This window comes from Isoptericola sp. NPDC056573 (genome assembly GCF_042793335.1).
GTDB lineage: Bacteria > Actinomycetota > Actinomycetes > Actinomycetales > Cellulomonadaceae > Isoptericola.
Window position 1 is genome coordinate 17,276 of sequence record NZ_JBHTUY010000015.1, and the last position, 17,682, is coordinate 34,957.

12 protein-coding genes are annotated in these 17,682 nt (G+C 75.8%); 4 read left to right on the forward strand and 8 right to left on the reverse strand.

Annotated features, from left to right (window positions below; translation table 11 throughout):
* The first annotated feature begins 125 nt into the window (after positions 1-125).
* The gene (gene map / locus ACFQ8E_RS20010; protein ID WP_430552315.1) at positions 126-908 is read left to right on the forward strand and encodes a type I methionyl aminopeptidase; all 783 of its coding nucleotides are present in this window, start codon (positions 126-128) and stop codon (positions 906-908) included.
* Here the strand turns inward: map and ACFQ8E_RS20015 are convergent.
* Both ACFQ8E_RS20015 and serS read right to left on the reverse strand, forming a co-directional pair.
* Complete coding sequence (locus tag ACFQ8E_RS20015) at positions 892-1,728, reverse strand: HAD family hydrolase (RefSeq protein WP_430552316.1); 837 nt, start codon at positions 1,726-1,728, stop codon at positions 892-894. The two genes, map and ACFQ8E_RS20015, sit on opposite strands and share 17 nt — an antisense overlap.
* Positions 1,725-2,996, reverse strand: a complete 1,272-nt coding sequence (serS, locus tag ACFQ8E_RS20020; protein WP_430552317.1) for a serine--tRNA ligase — start codon at positions 2,994-2,996, stop codon at positions 1,725-1,727. The genes ACFQ8E_RS20015 and serS overlap by 4 nt, the downstream gene beginning before the upstream one ends.
* A gap of 212 nt (positions 2,997-3,208) precedes the next feature.
* Here serS and ACFQ8E_RS20025 point away from each other — a divergent pair, with 212 nt between their 5' ends.
* Complete coding sequence (locus ACFQ8E_RS20025) at positions 3,209-4,324, forward strand: diacylglycerol/lipid kinase family protein (protein ID WP_430552318.1); 1,116 nt, start codon at positions 3,209-3,211, stop codon at positions 4,322-4,324.
* 71 nt (positions 4,325-4,395) lie between these two features.
* Entirely contained in the window at positions 4,396-9,108 is a 4,713-nt protein-coding gene (locus tag ACFQ8E_RS20030) for a hypothetical protein (RefSeq protein ID WP_430552319.1), read from the forward strand.
* Here ACFQ8E_RS20030 and lgt read toward each other — a convergent pair.
* Positions 8,991-10,010, reverse strand: a complete 1,020-nt coding sequence (lgt, locus tag ACFQ8E_RS20035; RefSeq protein WP_430552369.1) for a prolipoprotein diacylglyceryl transferase — start codon at positions 10,008-10,010, stop codon at positions 8,991-8,993. The genes ACFQ8E_RS20030 and lgt overlap by 118 nt on opposite strands.
* Before the next feature lie 56 nt (positions 10,011-10,066).
* Entirely contained in the window at positions 10,067-11,671 is a 1,605-nt protein-coding gene (locus tag ACFQ8E_RS20040; protein ID WP_430552320.1) for a SulP family inorganic anion transporter, read from the reverse strand.
* Between the two features lie 243 nt (positions 11,672-11,914).
* Here ACFQ8E_RS20040 and ACFQ8E_RS20045 point away from each other — a divergent pair, with 243 nt between their 5' ends.
* A complete protein-coding gene (locus ACFQ8E_RS20045) occupies positions 11,915-13,171 on the forward strand; it encodes an MFS transporter (RefSeq protein WP_430552321.1) in 1,257 nt (418 codons plus the stop codon).
* Here the strand turns inward: ACFQ8E_RS20045 and ACFQ8E_RS20050 are convergent.
* From ACFQ8E_RS20050 to ACFQ8E_RS20065, 4 genes are all read right to left on the reverse strand, one after another.
* A complete protein-coding gene (locus ACFQ8E_RS20050) occupies positions 13,117-14,490 on the reverse strand; it encodes an MFS transporter (RefSeq protein ID WP_430552322.1) in 1,374 nt (457 codons plus the stop codon). The two genes, ACFQ8E_RS20045 and ACFQ8E_RS20050, sit on opposite strands and share 55 nt — an antisense overlap.
* On the reverse strand, positions 14,487-15,443 hold the full coding sequence (locus ACFQ8E_RS20055; RefSeq protein ID WP_430552323.1) for a ChbG/HpnK family deacetylase: 957 nt from the start codon (positions 15,441-15,443) through the stop codon (positions 14,487-14,489). The genes ACFQ8E_RS20050 and ACFQ8E_RS20055 overlap by 4 nt, the downstream gene beginning before the upstream one ends.
* A complete protein-coding gene (locus ACFQ8E_RS20060; RefSeq protein WP_430552324.1) occupies positions 15,440-16,597 on the reverse strand; it encodes an ROK family protein in 1,158 nt (385 codons plus the stop codon). The genes ACFQ8E_RS20055 and ACFQ8E_RS20060 overlap by 4 nt, the downstream gene beginning before the upstream one ends.
* A 128-nt stretch (positions 16,598-16,725) precedes the next feature.
* Positions 16,726-17,646 (reverse strand): glycosyltransferase family 2 protein, encoded by a 921-nt coding sequence (locus ACFQ8E_RS20065; RefSeq protein ID WP_430552325.1) that lies wholly within the window; start codon positions 17,644-17,646, stop codon positions 16,726-16,728.
* Between the last annotated feature and the right edge of the window lie 36 nt (positions 17,647-17,682).

Consider the following 17,682-nt stretch of genomic DNA (forward strand, 5'->3'; position numbering starts at 1 on the left):
AGAGTTCACCGCACCCCCACCTGCAGGTGCAAGTTCCTGCAAGTCGTTTCACGGTCACGACTCGGTGACGATTCGTGACACCCTGGGACCCGGACCCCCGTCACGTACCTTCCGAGAGGACCGCCATGATCGAGCTGAGGAGCCCGCGAGAGATCGACCAGATGCGCCCCGCGGGGAGCTTCGTGGCCGAGGTGCTCACGGCTGTCCGCGACGCCGCCGACGTCGGGGTGAACCTCCTCGAGCTCGACGCGGTCGCGCACCGGATGATCCGCGACCGCGGCGCCGAGTCCTGCTACATCGACTATCACCCGTCCTTCGGCGCGATGCCCTTCGGCAAGGTGATCTGCACGTCCGTGAACGACGCCGTCCTGCACGGGCTGCCCCACGACTACGCCCTGCGCGACGGGGACCTGCTGACGCTCGACTTCGCCGCGTCGGTCGACGGCTGGGTGGCCGACTCGGCCGTCTCGTTCGTGGTCGGCACCTCTGCCTCGCCGCAGCGCGCGGCCGCGGACGCCAAGCTCATCGAGACCAGCGAGGCGGCGCTCGAGGCCGGGATCGCCGCCGCCACCGTCGGCAACAAGGTCGGCGACATCTCCGCCGCGATCGCCAAGGTGGCGCGGGGCGCGGGCTACGAGATCAACACCGACTTCGGCGGCCACGGCGTCGGGCGCACCATGCACGGCGACCCGCACATCCCGAACGACGGCCGCGCCGGCCGCGGCTTCCCGCTCAAGCCGGGCCTCGTCATCGCCATCGAGCCGTGGTTCCTCGAGACCACCGACGAGATCTTCACCGACCCCGACGGGTGGACCCTCCGCTCCGCCGACGGCTCCCGCGGCGCCCACAGCGAGCACACCATCGCCGTCACGAACGACGGCCCGGTCGTCCTCACCGCGCGGGGCTGACCCCCCGGGGCAGTGAGAGGAGCACCGGCACGACGCCGTCCTCGGCGACCGTCCCGGTGACCTCGTCCGCGGCCGCACGCACGACGGCGTCGGCGTGCCCCATGGCGACGCCGCGACCGGCCCAGCGCAGCATGTCGACGTCGTTGCGCCCGTCGCCGACGGCCACGGTGTCCGCGGGGTCGACGCCGAGCCGCTCGCGCAGCCGCTCCAGGCCGGACGCCTTCGTGACGCCCTTCGGGGCCACGTCCATCCAGGCCGTCCAGCCGACGGCATAGGTGACGTCGCCCAGCCCGATCCGGGCGGCCATCGCGCTGAACTCCTCGGGCGTCCGTTCGGGGCTGCGGATGACGACGCGCGTCACCTCGCGCGCCCACAGCTGCTCGAAGTCGACGACCTGGTGGACACCGTCCAGCTCGCCCTCGGGGAACAGGGCGTTCATGCGGAAGCCGACGCCGATGTCCTCGACGGCGTACCGGGCGTCGGGAAGCTCCTCCCGCAGCAGGCGCAGCGCCGGGCCCGGGTCGAACGTCCGCACCTCGTCGAGCTCCCAGCCGTGCGGGAGGCCCGCGTCGAGGCGCACGGTCACCGCGCCGTTGGAGCACACCATCCAGCCGGTCGTGATGCCGAGCAGCTCCGCCACCGGCGTCATCGCGATGAGCGACCGGCCCGACGACAGCACCACGTGGTGCCCCGCCGCCTGGACCGCCGCGACGGCGTCGCGCACCGCGGGCGACAGGCCGCCGTCGTACCCGAGCAGGGTGCCGTCGATGTCGAGGGCGACGAGCCGCCGGGTGGCCTGCTGAGCCGGCTGCCCGCTCACGCGACCGGCTCGAGCACCTCGAGGCCGCCCAGGTAGGGCCGCAGGCCCTCGGGCACGCGGACCGAGCCGTCGGCCTGCTGGTGGTTCTCGAGGATGGCGACGATCCAGCGGGTGGTGCCCAGCGTGCCGTTCAGCGTGGCGACCGGTCGCGTGGTGCCGTCGACGGTCCGCTCGCGCACGCCCAGGCGGCGGGCCTGGAACGTGGTGCAGTTCGACGTCGAGGTGAGCTCGAGGAAACGCTCCTGGGTGGGCAGCCACGCCTCGCAGTCGAACTTGCGCGCGGCGGAGGTGCCGAGGTCCCCCGCGGCGGTGTCGATGACGCGGTAGGGCAGCTCGACCTTGGCGAGCATCGCCTCCTCCCAGGCCAGCAGGCGCTGGTGCTCGGCGGCCGCGTCCTCCGGGTCGCAGTAGCTGAACATCTCGACCTTGTGGAACTGGTGCACGCGGATGATCCCGCGGGTGTCGCGGCCCGCGGCGCCGGCCTCCCGGCGGTAGCAGGCGCTCCAGCCCGCGTACCGCTTCGGGCCCGCCGAGAGGTCGATGATCTCGTCCGCGTGGTAGCCCGCGAGCGCCACCTCGCTGGTGCCGACCAGGTACAGGTCGTCCTTCTCCAGGTGGTACACCTCGTCCGCGTGGCTGCCGAGGAAGCCGGTGCCGCGCATGGTGTCCGGCTTGACCAGCGTCGGGGTGATCATCGGCGTGAAGCCCGCACCCACCGCCTGGTCGACCGCCGCGTTCAGCAGGGCCAGCTCGAGGCGCGCCCCGATGCCGGTGAGGAAGTAGAACCGCGAGCCCGACACCTTGGCGCCGCGCGCGGTGTCGATCGCCGCGAGGCCCTCGCCCAGCTCCAGGTGGTCGCGCGGGGCGAAGCCCTCGGCCGCGAAGTCGCGCGGCGTGCCGACCTCCTTGACGACGACGTAGTCGTCCTCGCCCCCGGGCGGGGCGCCCTCGACGACGTTCGCGATGCCGTAGAGGAGCTCGTCCAGCTGCTTCTCGGCGCCCGACGCCTCCGCCTGGCGCGCCTTGACCTGCTCCGCGAGGTGCTTGGTGCGGGTCAGCAGCTCGGCCTTCTCCTCGCCCTGCGCCTGGGCGACCTTCTTGCCGAGCGCCTTCTGCTCGGCGCGCAGCGACTCGAACTCCGTGAGGGAGGAGCGACGGCGCGCGTCGGCGTCGAGCGCCGCGTCCACGAGGGCGGGGTCGTCGCCGCGGGCCAGCTGGCTCGCACGGACGACGTCGGGGTTGTCGCGCAGCAGTCGGAGGTCGATCACGCCCGCAAGCCTAACGGCCGGGCCGCGCACGGCCCCACGGATATCCGCGGTGGTCCGCGGTGGTCCGCGGTGGTCCGCGGTGCCGGACTACCTCGGCGGGTCCGGCGCTACCTCGGCGGGTCCGGTGCTACCTCGGCGGGTTCGGTGCCACCTCGGCGTGAGATGGGCGACTTCGCCGGGTCCGGCAGCCCGATCCGTCGTAGGTTGCCGTCATGCCGGACGAGTACGCGGAGATCGTCGCGCTGGTCGTCGCGCTGGCCCTCGTGCTGAGCGCGCTCGCCGCGACGTTGGTGCTGTGGCGCAGGGCCCGCACCCGAGAGCACGTCCTCGCGGCGCGGGACGCCGGGCGCGCGCAGGAGGGCGAGGCCCGCGGGATGCGGCTCGCCGTCGTCATCAACCCCTCCAAGGAGGGCGCGGCGGACGTGCGCGCCGTCGTGGAGCGGGTGTGCGGCGACGCCGCCCTGCCCGACCCCCTGTTCTACGAGACCACGGTGGACGACCCCGGCACCGGCCAGGCCCGGCGGGCGTTGTCCGACGGGGCGGACGTCGTGGTCGCCGCGGGCGGGGACGGCACCGTGCGGGCCGTGGCGGAGGTCCTGGCCGGCACCGGCCGACCGATGGGCCTCATCCCGGTCGGCACCGGGAACCTGCTCGCCCGCAACCTCGACCTGCCGCTCACGTCGGTGACCGATGCGGTCGCCATCGTCCTGGGCGGCACCGACCGCGCCATCGACGTCGGCCGCGCCCGGGTCAGCGAGTTCGCCCCCGACGCCGAGCCCCTCGTCGACGGCGACCCCCACCAGGCGCACCTCTTCCTCGTCATCGCGGGTCTGGGCTTCGACGCCGCGATGGTGGCCGACGCGGACGACCAGCTCAAGGCCAAGGTCGGCTGGGTGGCCTACTTCCTCGCCGGGGCGCGGCACCTGCACGGCCGGCGGATGCGCGCGACCATCCGCCTCGACGACGGCGAGCCCGTCGAGGCGCGGCTGCGCAGCATCATGGTCGGCAACTGCGGCCGGCTGCCGGGCGGCATCACGCTGCTGCCCGACGCGGTCATCGACGACGGCGAGCTGGACGTCGCCGCCATCGACACCCGCGGCGGCCTGGCCGGGTGGGCGCAGCTGTTCGGCGAGGTCGTGGCGCAGGGCCTCGGCGTGCGCAACGACCTGCCCGGCAAGATCGGCCGGATCGACCACACCCGTGCCCGCCGCGCGGTGATCCGGGTGGACGACGGCGAGCAGGCGCAGGTGGACGGCGACCCCCTGGGCAACGCGGTCGAGCTGGAGACCTGGGTCGAGCCCGGCGCGCTCGTGGTCCGGACGGGATGATCGCGTGAACGTCCGGCGTCCCGCGGCGACCACGCGGCCCCCGCGACCGGGCGGTGCATAGGCTGGCCCGCGTGATCCGCCCCGCCCGCGCGCTCGTCGCGTCGACGTTCGCCCTGCTCGCCGCCCTCCTGCTCGGAGCGCCGGCGGCGTCCGCGGCCCCGGCGCCGGCGGACGCCGAGCCGCCGGAGACCCCCCTGGTGCTCGCCGGCGTGTCGGGCCTGCAGTGGTCGGACGTCGACGCGGTGCGCACCCCGCACCTGTGGCGCCTCATCGGGGGCGGTTCGGTCGCGTCGATCGCGGTGCGCACCCTCACCCCCACCTGCCCGGTCGAGGGGTGGCTGACCCTGTCCGCGGGCAGCAAGGCCGTCGCGCAGCCCACCCTCGTCGAGGGTGCGGACGCCGACGAGGAGGAGCCGGGGCGGGCCCCCGACGACGGCGCCCCCGCGCTCGGCTGCACCACCGTGCCCGTGCCCCGCACGACGGCGGGCGGCACCGCGGACGGCACCGCGGACGGCACGGAGCGCACGCACGTGCCGGGGTGGACGGAGCTCGCCGCGAGCGACCCCCTGACGCCGAACGCCGCCGAACCGGGCGCGCTCGGCGAGGTCACCGACGTCGCGCGGGCCTGCGCGACCGCCGTCGGCCCGGGCGCCGCCGTCGCGCTCGCCGACGCCTCCGGCGACGTGGCGCGCTACCTCCCCGACGCGGGGCGGCTCACGGCCGCGCAGGTGGCCGAGTGCCCGGCCACCGTCGTCGACCTGGGCGTGCTGCCCGACGCCGCGAACGAGCGCACGGCCGCCGTCGAGGAGCTCGACGCCCAGGTGGGCCGGCTCGCCGGCCTGCTGCCCGCCGGGGGGCGTCTCGTGGTGGCGGGGATCTCCGACACGCCGCTCGGCCCCGCCGACCTCCAGGTGGTCGTGGACTGGACGTCGCCCGGCGGCAGCGCGACGTGGCTCACCTCGACGTCGTCCCGCTGGGCCGGGGTGGTCGTGCTGGCGGACCTGTCCGCGACCCTCGCCGACACCGTGACCGGGGGCGCCCTGTCCGGGACCGCGCCCGAGGACGACGCCGCGACGGACGACGAGACCTCGACCGGCGAGGGGACCGACGAGGCCGACGACACGCTCGCCCCGGCCCTCGCGCCGTTCACCGGGTCCCCGCTGGAGCGGGGCGACGACCGCCGCATCTCCGTCTCCCGCACGGTGGAGAACCGGCAGTACCTCAGCGTGCTCACGGACACCGTGCCGCGCCTGTCCCCGCTGGTGCTGGGGCTCGTCGGCCTGGCCGACGTCGTGGTGGTGGGCGCCCTGCTGCTCGCCGGCCGCCGCGGCGCCCGCCTCGACGGGCCCGACGCCGCCCGGCCGACCCGGCCGCGGTACGGCCGACGCGTGGGCCTCGCCGTGCTCGTCGTGGCGTCGAGCCTGCCCGTCGCGGCGTCGCTGGCGACCCTGTCACGCTGGTGGGCGGCGCCGTCACCGGTGACGACGCTGGTGCTGGCGCTCACCGTCGCGGCCCTGGTCGCCGCGCTGGTCGCGTGGTTCGCGCGCCGCCTGCTGCCGCCGTCGCCGTGGCGCCTCGCGACCAGCCTCGCCGGCGTGACCTGGCTGGTCGTCACGGTGGACGGGCTCACCGGCACGACGCTGCAGCAGGGCTCGCTGCTGGGCCCCGCGCCGTCGCTCGGGGCGCGGTTCTACGGCTTCTCCAACACCGTCTTCGCGGTCTACGCGGTGGTCGGCCTGGTCCTCGCCGCGGGGCTCGCGGCGGCCGTGCGCGCCCGCGGCGGCAGCCCCGCGCGGGCCGGGTGGACGGTGGCCGCCGTGGGCGTGGTGACCGTGCTGGTCGACGGCCTGCCGCCGTTCGGCGCGGACTTCGGCGGCATCCTGGCCCTCGTCCCGGGCTTCGCCGTGCTGGCGCTCGGCGTCGCCGGGGTGCGGATCACGTGGCGGCGCGTGCTCCTCGTCGCCGCGGGGACCGTGCTCCTGGTCGCCGTCGTGTCCGTCGTGGACTGGTTGCTGCCCGGACCGGGCAGCCACCTCGGCGGCTTCGTCGAGTCCGTCGTCGAGGGCAAGGCCCTCGGCGTCGTGGCCGGCAAGGCCGCCGGCGCCTGGGCCACGGTCGCCAACCCCGCCGGCGCGGCCGCGCTGCTCGTGTGCGTCGCCGCCGCGTGGGCCGTGCTCGCCCCGGGACGCGCGCGCCTGGACGGCCTCGCCCGCGCGTACCGGCAGGACCCGGTGCTGTGGCGGCTCGTCGTCGCGCTGGTCGTGACGGCCGCCGTCGGCACCCTGCTCAACGACTCCGGCGTCGCGGTGGCCGCCATCGTGCTCGCCCTCGCGGTGCCGGTGCTGCTCGCCGGGCGGCTCGCCCACGCCGACGACGCGAGCAGGGCAGCCGCGGCACCCCGGGACGACGCCGCGCGCGCCGCCGGGCCGGTGCTCTCCCGCGTGCCGGCCGTGCTCGTCGGGGCGTCGGCGGGGCTGCTCGTCGCGCTGCTCGTCGGCACCACGGCGCTGCCCGGCTCGGGGTCCGCGCGGGCCGGCGACGTCTCCGGCACGGGGACCCCCGTGGTCGACGACGCGCACCCCGTGGTCATCGTCGGGACGCAGGGCGTGCGCTGGGAGGACGTCAGCCCGTCCGCCACGCCGACGTTGTGGGAGCTGCTGCGCGACGGCGCCAGCGGTGCCGGCGTGACGCCCGCCGTCGGCGGCGCCTCGGCGACGTGCCCGGCCGCCGGGTGGCTCGGCCTGTCCTCCGGGCGCAGCCCCGTGACCGGCCAGACCACGGACGGCGCCTGGTCGTGCGCGCCGTGGGACGTCACGCCCGACGACGCCGGCGGCGGCACGGGAGACGACGGCGCCGCGACCGTCGACGGGTGGGACGACCTCGCCGCGCTCCAGTCGTCGTCCGAGTTCCGCCCGACCCTCGGCGTGCTCGGCGACGCCCTCGACGACGGCGGCGTCTGCGCGACCGCCGTCGCCCCCGGCGCGGCCCTCGCCCTCGCCGGCCGCGACGGGACGGTGGCCCGCTACCGCGACCTCGACGCGGCGCTCGCCGACCCGGCCGGGACCTTCTCCTGCCCCGTCACCCTGGTCGACGCCGGCAGCGCGCCGTACCACCCGGACCCCGACGTCTACACGGGCCTCGTCCCGCTGACCGACGACGCCACGGCCGACGGCCCCGCCCGCGATGCTGCCCTGCGCACCGTCGACGCGACCGTCGGCCGGGTGCTGGCGGCGGTGCCCGCGGACGCGACCGTGCTGGTGATGGACGTCGGCAACCCGGCCCCCGGTCGCCCGTCCCTCGGCATCGGCGTGGCCGACGCGGACGCGGACGACGCGCCCGCCTACCTCACGTCGGGCGCCACGCACTGGCTGGGCGTCGTGCGGCTGCTCGACGTGCCGACCACGCTCGTCACGGCGTTCGGCCTGCCCGTGCCCGCCGACCTCAGCGGCTCGCCGATCGAGCTCGCCGCCGAGCGCCCCGGTGGCACCGGGGCCACCGTGCGCGAGCTCGCCGGCCTCACCGAGCGCGACCACATGCTGCGGGTCACGACCGGCACGGTCACGACCACCCCGGCCTACGTGGGGCTCGCGGCGTTCGCCCTGGTCGTCCTGCTGCTGCCGCGCCTGCGCCGCACGTGGCCGCGGGCCGCGGGGAGGTCGGCGCGCGTGCTCGACGCCGTCCTGCTGGTGTGCGCCGCGGTGCCCGCCGCCGCGTTCCTCATGACCGCGTGGGGCTGGTGGCGCCTCGCCGAGCCCGCCACGTCCCTCTGGGTGACGCTCGGCCTGAGCACCGTCGTCGTGGCGCTCGTCGGCGCCCTCGCGCCCCGCCGGCCCGCGTGGGCGGGCGCGACGGTGATCGCCACGCTCACCTTCCTCGTCCTCACGATCGACGCGGTGCTCGGCACGCCCCTGCACCGCGGCAGCCCGCTGGGCTCCGCCCCGACCCTGGGCGGCCGCTACTACGGCTTCGGCAACCCCACGTACTCGATCTACGCGACGGCCGCCGTGGTCGCGGCCGCCGGGCTCGCCACGGCCGTGCGGCGCCGCTGGGGCAGGATCCCCGCCGGGGTGGTCGCCTCGGCGGTCGGCCTCGTGACCCTGGTCGTGAGCGTCTGGCCCACCCTCGGCGCCGACGTCGGCGGCGGACTCGTGCTGGTGCCCGTGTTCGTCGTCCTCGTGCTCGGCGTCGTCGAGGCCCGCGTCACGTGGAAGCGGCTGATCCTCGCCGGGCTCGCGGGCGTGGCGCTCGTCGCCGCGATCGGCGTCGTCGACTGGCTGCGGCCCCCGGCCGAACGCACGCACCTCGGCGCGTTCGTGCAGTCCGTGGTCGACGGCACCGCCCTCGAGACCATCGCCCGCAAGGCCGGCTACGCCCTGCGCTCGTTGGGCGGCGGCGTGCCCGCGTGGCTGGCGCTCGCCGTCCTCGTCGGCCTCGCCGCGGTGCTGTGGGGCGGGCCCCGCCTGCGGGCACGGTGGCTGCAGCGCACCGAGGACGGTTGGCCGCTGCTGCGGCCCGTGCTCGTCAGCCTGATCATCGCGGGCGTCGGCGGCGCCGTCGTCAACGACTACGGCATCCGCATGGTCTCGATCATGCTCGCCGCCGCCGTGCCGCTCGTCGGGTCGATCGTGCTGCGGTCGTGGATGACCGGCGACCCCGACGAGCCGCGTCAGCCGGCGTCGCCCGAGCGGGTGCCGGCGTCGTCCGAGGGACCCGCGCCGGCGGAGGTGTCGGCGTCGTCAGGGGCCTCTGCCGTGTCCGACGAGGGGGAGCGACCCGGCACGTAGACGGACGTCTCGGGCTCCGGGTGCTGCCGGCCCCGGACGACGAACAGCGCCACGCCCAGCGCGACGGCGACGAACGACGTCCAGATGTTCGCCGGGACGCCGAGCCACTCGTTGCTCGTGGGGTCGATGCGGAGCGCCTCGAGCCAGCTGCGACCGAGCCCGTACCAGACCAGGTACAGGGCGAACAGCCGGCCCCAGCGCAGCCCGTACCCGGGCTCGCCGACGGCGTCCGCCCGGACCTCGGCGCGCCGCCGCACCGCCCGCTCGACGAGGAGCAGGACGGCGACGCCCAGCAGGTTCCAGAGCATCTCGTAGAGGAACAGCGGGTGGAACAGGGTGTCGTCCGGGAACCCGGCCACCGGGTGGTCGATCTCGAGGCCCCAGGGCAGCGTCGTGGGCGCCCCGAACAGCTCCTGGTTCATGTAGTTGCCGAGCCGGCCGACCGCCTGGGCCGCGAGCATGCCGGGCGCGAGCGCGTCCGCGAACGACCAGAAGCGCAGGCCCGCCCGCCGGCACCCGATCCACACGCCGAGCGCGCCGCCGAGGAGGGCGCCGTAGATGGCGATCCCGCCGTCCCAGATGCGCACCCACTCCCAGTAGCCCCACGGCCCGGTGCCGTCCGAGTAGTCGCCCAGGTGGGTGAGCACGTGGTAGATCCGCGCGACGACGATGCCCAGCGGCACCGCCCACATCACGATGTCGAGGGTCACCTCCGGGCTCGCGCCGCGCGCGACCAGGCGCCGGTGCGTGATCCACGTGGCCAGCGCGATGCCGGCGAGCAGGCACAGCGCGTAGACGTGGACCGAGAACGGCCCGAGCTCGAGCACCGCCCACGCGGGGTCGGGGCTGGGGATCGAGGTGGGGAGTCCTCCGACAGCGGGCATCGCGGTCATCGAGGGCATGGGGGGCATGGCCCGAACCTACCGTGCGGGTGTCGTCCTCCGGGCCACCGCCGAGGTCAGTGGCCGGCGCCGAGCCGGCCCGCGAGGCGCTCGAGCCGCCGCGCGCTGTCGGCGTTCAGGCCGCGGAACTCCACCGTCGTGCCGTGCTCGGCGTACTTGTGCTGGACGGCGTCCAGCGCGGCGACGGTGGAGGCGTCCCACACGTGCGCGTCGGTCAGGTCGATCACGACGCGTCCCGGGTCGCGGGCGTAGTCGAACTGGTAGACGAGGTCGTTCGAGGAGGCGAAGAACAGCTCGCCGACGACGGCGTAGACGCGCTCGCCGGGGTCTCCGGCGGCCTCGCCGGCGGCCTCGCCGGCGGCCTCGTCGGCGTCGAGGCGCGTGACCGTGGTCAGGTGCGCGACGCGGCGCACGAAGAGGACGGCCGCGACGACGACCCCGACGACGACGCCGTACGCCAGGTTGTGGGTGGCGACGGTGACGGCGACGGTGGCCAGCATGACCGCCGTCTCCGAGAGGGGCATGCGCCGCAGCGTCGAGGGCCGGACCGAGTGCCAGTCGAACGTGCCGACCGAGACCATGATCATCACGGCGACCAGCGCCGCCATCGGGATGATCGCGACGACGTCCCCCAGCCCGACCACGAGGACCAGGAGGAAGGCGCCGGCGAGGAACGTCGACAGGCGGGTGCGGGCGCCCGAGACCCTCACGTTGATCATGGTCTGGCCGATCATGGCGCAGCCGCCCATGCCGCCGAAGAGGCCGGTGACGACGTTCGCGACGCCCTGCCCCCACGACTCGCGGGTCTTGTTCGAGCGGGAGTCCGTGATGTCGTCGACGAGCTTGGCGGTCAGCATCGACTCGATGAGCCCGACCAGCGCCATGGCGAGCGCGTAGGGGGCGATGATCCGCAGCGTGTCGAGGGTGGGCGGGACGTCGGGCAGGAACAGGGTGGGCAACGAGTCGGGCAGCGCGCCCTCGTCGCCCACGGTGGGGACGGCGAGGGAGGCGCCCACGGTGACGAGCGTGAGGAGCACGATCGCCACGAGCGGGGCGGGGACGACGCGGGTGAGGCGCGGGAACAGCACGATGAGCGCGATGCCCGCCGCGACGAGCGGGTAGACGGCCCACGGGACGCCGACCAGGTGCGGCACCTGCGAGGTGAGGATGAGGATCGCCAGCGCGTTGACGAAGCCGACCATCACGGAGCGCGGGATGAACCGCATGAGCCTCGCGACGCCCAGCAGGCCGAGCACCACCTGGAGGATCCCGCCCAGGATGACGGTCGCGACGAGGTGGTCGAGGCCGTGGTCGCGCACGACGGGCGCGACCACCAGCGCGACCGCTCCCGTGGCGGCCGAGATCATCGCCGGGCGGCCGCCGACGAACGAGATCGTCACCGCCATCGTGAACGCGGCGAACAGGCCGATCCGCGGGTCGACGCCGGCGATGATCGAGAACGCGATCGCCTCGGGGATCAGCGCGACGGCCACCACCAGGCCGGCCAGGACCTCCGTGCGCAGGCGGCGGGCCGAGGAGAACGCCGCGCGGAAGGAGCCCTCGGACCCCGCCTCCGGCGGCCCGGCGACCGAGCGCGCCGAGCGTTCCGTCAGGGCGGCGGGGTGGTCGGCGGGGTGGTCGGCGCGCTGGTCGCGGGGCACGCGGTCTCCGTTCGATCGGGTGGGGACGCGCGTCGTCGCGACGTGGGGCGGGGGCGCCACGACGTGCGGGCTCGACGGCCGGGCGCGCGCAGACTCTACCCGGCCGCCCCCTCGGGCGAACGGCTCGGTGCCCGCCGGTGGGACGGCGGGAGCGGCGGACGGCGGGGCACGCCGCCCGCCGGGCTGCGACGATGGTCGTCGCCCGTCCCCAGCCGACAGCCCGTGAAAGGCGACCGCCCCGCCGTGTACTCGCTCCTCCTGGCGATCATCTACGTCGCCTTCGTCAGCCTCGGGCTCCCGGACTCCCTCGTCGGGGCCGGCTGGCCCGTCATGCACCAGGACCTCGGCGTCCCCGTCGCGTTCGCGGGCATCATCACCATGATCATCGCCGGCGGGACGATCCTCTCCAGCCTGGCGTCCGAGCGGACGACGCGGCGGTTCGGCGCCGGCGTCGTCACCGCCGTCAGCGTCGGGCTGACCGCCGCCGCGCTCGTGGGCTTCTCCGTCTCGGGCTCGTTCTGGCTGCTGTGCCTGTGGGCCGTCCCGTACGGGCTCGGAGCGGGCGCGGTGGACGCCGCGCTCAACAACTTCGTGGCCCTGCACTACGCCGCGAGGCACATGAACTGGCTGCACAGCTTCTGGGGCCTCGGCGCGTCGATCAGCCCGTTCATCATGAGCTACGCCCTCACCTCGGGCCTGGGCTGGTCCAGCGCCTACCGCATCGTGGGTGTCACGCAGGCCGTGCTGACGGCCGTGCTGATCCTCAGCATCCCGCTCTGGAAGAAGGCCCGGCCCGCCCCGCAGGCCGACCACGCCGCCGACGCCGGGCCGTCGGGGAGCGGCGGCTCTCACGTCCCGCTCGCGCAGGCGCTACGGATCCCCGGGGTCGCCCTGGTCCTGGCCGCGTTCTTCGCCTACTGCGCGCTCGAGAGCACCGCGATCCTGTGGGCCTCGACGTACCTGGTCACCGACCGCGGCGTCGAGGACGCCACCGCGGCCGCGTTCGCCTCCCTCTTCCTCCTCGGCATCACCGCCGGGCGGTTCCTCGCCGGCTTCTTCGCCGACCGCGTCGGCGACAAGCAGCTGATCCGCGGCGGCTTCGCGGCGGTCGGCCTCGGGGTCCTGCTGATCGGCCTGCCCGTCGGCACGCCGGTCCCCGCCCTGGCCGGGCTCGTGGTGGCGGGCCTCGGGTGCGCACCGATCTACCCCGCGATCATCCACTCCACGCCGGCCAACTTCGGCGCCCGCAGCTCCCAGGCGATCATCGGGATCCAGATGGCCGCGGCCTACACCGGCTCGACCCTCGCGCCGCCCGTCTTCGGCGTGCTCTCGACCTGGGCGGGAGCCTGGGTGTTCCCCCTGTTCCTCGCCGTGCTCGTGGCCCTCGGCCTGCTCATGTCCGAACGGCTCAACCGGCTCGTCGCCCGCCGGGACGCCGGCCCGGATCAGGGCGTGACGGCGGGAGCCGGCGCGCTCGGCGCCGCCGAGCGCAAGGGGTAGAGCCAGAAGCAGACGAAGGCGAGGGCCGCGAGGACCACGGGCACGCCGCCGATGAGCAGGCGGATGCCGGTGGCCACCTCGGGCACCTGCACGGCCACGCCCTCGACGTACCCGCTCGCGGCCAGCACGCCGGCCACGACGACCGCCTGCACCACGACGGACCCGCGCACCACGAAACCGTTGGCACCGAAGTACATGCCCTCGCGGCGCAGCCCGGTGCGGCGCTCGTCGTCGTCGATCACCTGGCCGAGGGCCACCTCCAGCACCTGCATCAGGCCGGCGACGCCGAGACCCACGGCGAGCCCCGCCGCCGCCGCGCCGAGCACGGTCGTGGGCAGCAGGTACAGGCAGGTCGCGAGCCCGTAGACGGCGACGACGGCGAGCATCGTGGTGCGCGGCCCGAGCCGCCGCACCACCCACGACCAGCCCCAGATCGCGGGGATGGCGGCCACGAAGATCGGAGCCAGCAGCAGCGTCGCGTCGGCGTCCGTGCCGCCCACGGTGTACTTCACGTAGAACGGGATCCCGGCCAGCAGCACCGCCGTGGTGCTCTGCAGCAGCAGCGACCCGAGCACGTACGTGACGAACGCGCGGTTGGCGAACGTGTACCGCAGCTGGTCGCGCAGCCCGACGGCGGACTCCCGGGCCCGGACTGCGTCGTCGGCGTCGCGCTCCACCATCCCCAGCAGCGACCAGGCGAAGAACCCGGCGCACACCACGGCGAGCGCCACGCCCATCCCGGCCCAGCCGATCGCGTCGTACAGCAGCGGCGCGCCCGCCGTGCCGAGGATCATCCCGACCAGCGCGAAGAGCTGCCGCGGGCTGTTGCCCCGCGCCCGCTCCGCCGTCGTGCGGAAGATCTCCGGGAACAGCGCGGACACGTTGAGCACGACCGCCACGTACGCGACGTCGAACACCGCGACGACGAGCAGGAACCACACGACCAGCCCCGCCGGCGGCAGGGACGGCGGGGCCCACACCAGCGCGAACGACACGACGAGCGGCACGATGCCCAGCACGATCCACGGCACCCGCCGGCCCCAGCGCGTGCGGCGACGGTCGGAGGCCGCGCCCACCACCGGGTTGAGGACGGCGTTGAGGACGCCGTGCGCCACCATCGCGCCCGCGACCCAGCCGGCGGGCACGCCCAGGTGGTCGACGTAGAAAAAGACGACGAACGCGGAGAACGTCTGCAGCATGAGGTTCGCCGGGAAGGCCGACGCCCCGTAGGCCACGGCCTGCGCCCGGGTCGGCGCCCCCTCGAGGCGCCGGTCGCGCAGCCGGGCGAGCCCGCCCGTCCTGGCCTCGGTGCCGCTCACCGCTCGCCCCGCTGCACGGCACGCAGGTCGCGCCAGCCGATGCGGACCACGCCCTCCGCGGCGATCACGGCGGCCACGTCCGGGTCGCGCAGCAGCCGCTCCTCGTAGCCGCGCTTGGGTGCCGCGTAGTCGACGGCGTCGCGCAGCTCGTCGTCGTGCAGCATCGGGTGCAGGAAGATCTCCGTGACGCCCGGGTGCACGCCGCGCAGCAGGTCGAGGAAGCCCGCCTTCACGGCCTCGTACCCCTCCGCGTCGGAGGTGCCCTCCCCCGCCAGCTCGAACGGGTGCGTCCACAGCCGGTCGAGGATGACGACGCCCGCCGCGTCGGCAGCCGCGGTCGCGGTGTCGAGGATCGCCTGCGACCCCGGCGCGTCGGGGTCGGCGCCCATCGCCCCGAGGCCGTCCAGCGAGCGCGGCAGCCGGAACGGCAGGCCGCGCGTCGCCGCGAGCCCGAGGACCTGCGGCAGGAACGAGCGCCCGGTGGCCAGCCCGTAGACCGAGCCCATGTGGTTGTCCAGGTGGCTGACGTCGACCCCCGCGTCGAGGGCCGCGTCGAGCTGCGCCGCGAGCTCGGCCGCGACGTCCTCGTCGCGCGCCTGCCGCTCGACGACGTCGACCGCCGACGGGAAGTAGCCCGCGTCGTCCACCAGCGACGTGCCCGTGCCGGTGAGCGGGCGCCACCGGTAGCGGGTCCACTCGCTGGTGAGGACCAGGTGCACGCCCACGTCCAGCCCGGGGTCGGCCGCGGCCGCCGCGAGGGCGTCCGGCGCCCACGGGCACGGCACCATCACCGTCGCCGAGTCCAGGAACCCGTCGCCGAGCAGCGGCAGGATCGCGCGGTTGGCGGCGCGGCACATGCCCAGGTCGTCCGCGTTGAGGATGATCGCGCGGGCATCGGGGGCGAGCCCGAGCCGGGCGACGAGGTCGGACGGCGGCGCGTCGGCCGCGCTCACCGGGCGACCCCGTCGACGGCCGACGCCGCGGCCTCGGCCACGCGGGCGCGCAGCGCCTCGCCGGCCGCCCACGCGGCGCCCAGCACGGCGCCGTCCGCCCCGAGCGGCGAGGCGTCGACGTGCACGGGCAGGACGCTGATGCGGTCGCGGAGGTAGGTGGCGACCCGCTCGTGGATCGCGGGGCGCGCGGCCTGGTCGGCCAGGACGAAGGCCTCCGGGTCGAGCACGATCGCCAGCGACGCGACGATGACCGCGACCCGGCGCGCCAGCTCCGCGACGACCTCGTCGGCCACGCCGTCGCCGTGCTCCGCACGGTCGAGCAGCTCACGGACGGTGATGTCCTCCGGCAGGTCGTGGTCCTTCGCCAGCGCGGCGATCGCGGCGTCGCCCAGCACCTGCTCGCCGAGGGCGTGCCCCGGCTGCGGCAGGAAGGCCACCTCGCCCGCGATGCCCGCGGCGCCCCGGTGCACCCGGCCGTCGAGCACGATGCCCGCCCCGAAGCCCTCGCCGAACGAGACCGTCACGAACGACGAGCGCCCGCGCCCGGCCCCCCGGTGCTGCTCCGCCACGGCGGCCAGGTTCACGTCGTTGTCCAGCGTCACGGGGCAGCCCAGGGCGTCCACCAGGGCGTCGTGCAGGGCCGTGCCGCCCTTCTCGTACCCGGGCACGTGCAGCACCGTGGTCCAGTCGGCGCCCACGACGGCGGGGAACGCCACGACCGCGCGGCTCACCTCGACGCGGCGGCCCGGCTCGAGCCGCGCCTCGACGTCCTCCCGGCAGGAGTTCGCCAGCACCGCCGCAGCCCGCGCCCGTGCCACGGGGGTGCGCTGCACGTCCCGCCGCTCCGCCCGCGCCCGGACGGCGCCGGTCGCGTCCACCAGGGCCACCCGCACCCGGTCGCGGGCGACGTCCACCCCCAGCCCGAACGCGGCGTCCGGGTCCACCCGGAACCCGCCCTCGGTGTCGTCGGCGGCAGCCGCGCCGCTCGCCCGGAGCGCTGCGAGCGCGGCCGCGACGGTCGGGCGCGGCAGGCCCGTCGCCTCGGCCGCGGAGGCCTCGTCGGCGGGGCCGTGCGTCACCAGCGCGTCGAGCACCTCCAGGACGTCGGACCCGCGCAGCGGGCCGGGAGTTCCGGTGTCAGGGGTGGTGGGCATCTGGCCTCCGTCGGGGCGGGACGGGACGCATTCGTCCCGGCGCTGCGAGCCTAGCCACGCCCCGGCGACATTGTCGACGCGAGGTGTCGGCGCTGCTCAGGCACCAGATCGGCACCCGAGAGCCCCGGTCAGGACTGCGCGCTCTCGTGCGAGCGCCCGATGCCGCGCACCGCGTCCACCGCCCCGCGCACGCGGCGCGCGTTGACCGCGAGCACCACGTCCCGGTACTGCCCGGCCCGGTGCAGCTGGCCCTTGAGGTCGTTCGACGACGCGCGGTGCTTGAGGTCGCACGGCACCTCGACGGCCACGTACCCCTGCCGCAGGAGGTCGATCGTCATGCCCGTCTCGACGCCCCACCCGTGCGCCAGCGGCGTCGCCGCCTCGAACGCCTCGCGGGTGAGGCAGCGCATGCCGGACAGCGGCTGGCTGGGGCTCCACCCGGTGAGGTGCTGGATGGCGCGCCGCGCCGTGCCGACGACGATGCCGCGGCCGCCCGCCCCGGTCTGCTTCGGCAGCAGCGCGATCGCGAGGTCGGCCACGCCCTCGCGCACCGGGGCGACGAGGGGCGCCGTGTTGACGGCGGTGTCGCCGAGGTCCCCGTCCACGAACAGCAGGAGCCGCGGGGCGCGGCCGTCGGCGTCGCGCATCGCGACCACCGCCGCGCCGGTCTCCATCGCGGCCGCCTTGCCACGGTTGTGCGAGTGCCGGACGACGACGGCGCCCGCGTCGCGCGCGACGTGCTGCGTGTCGTCGGTCGAGCCGTCGTCGACCACGAGCACGAGGTCGACGTGCGGGATCGCGCGGGCCGAGCGCACCGTCGCCGCGATGCGCGCCGCCTCGTCCTTCGCGGGGATGATCACCGCGACGCGCTGCGGGTTGCGCCGCCCCTGCGCGGCCGGCGGCCGCGGGGTCTTGGCGACCGGCAGCGCGCCCACGCGCGTCGTCGCGACGCTGCCGTCTCCGCCGGCGACGGAGTTCCGCTCGCCGGCCTCGTCCTGGCTGGTGGACACCTCAGCGCCCGTGCGGGTCGCCCCGTGGTCCGTGTTCACGACTCCCTGCCTGTTGGGTTCTCGCCCGTGTCGGCC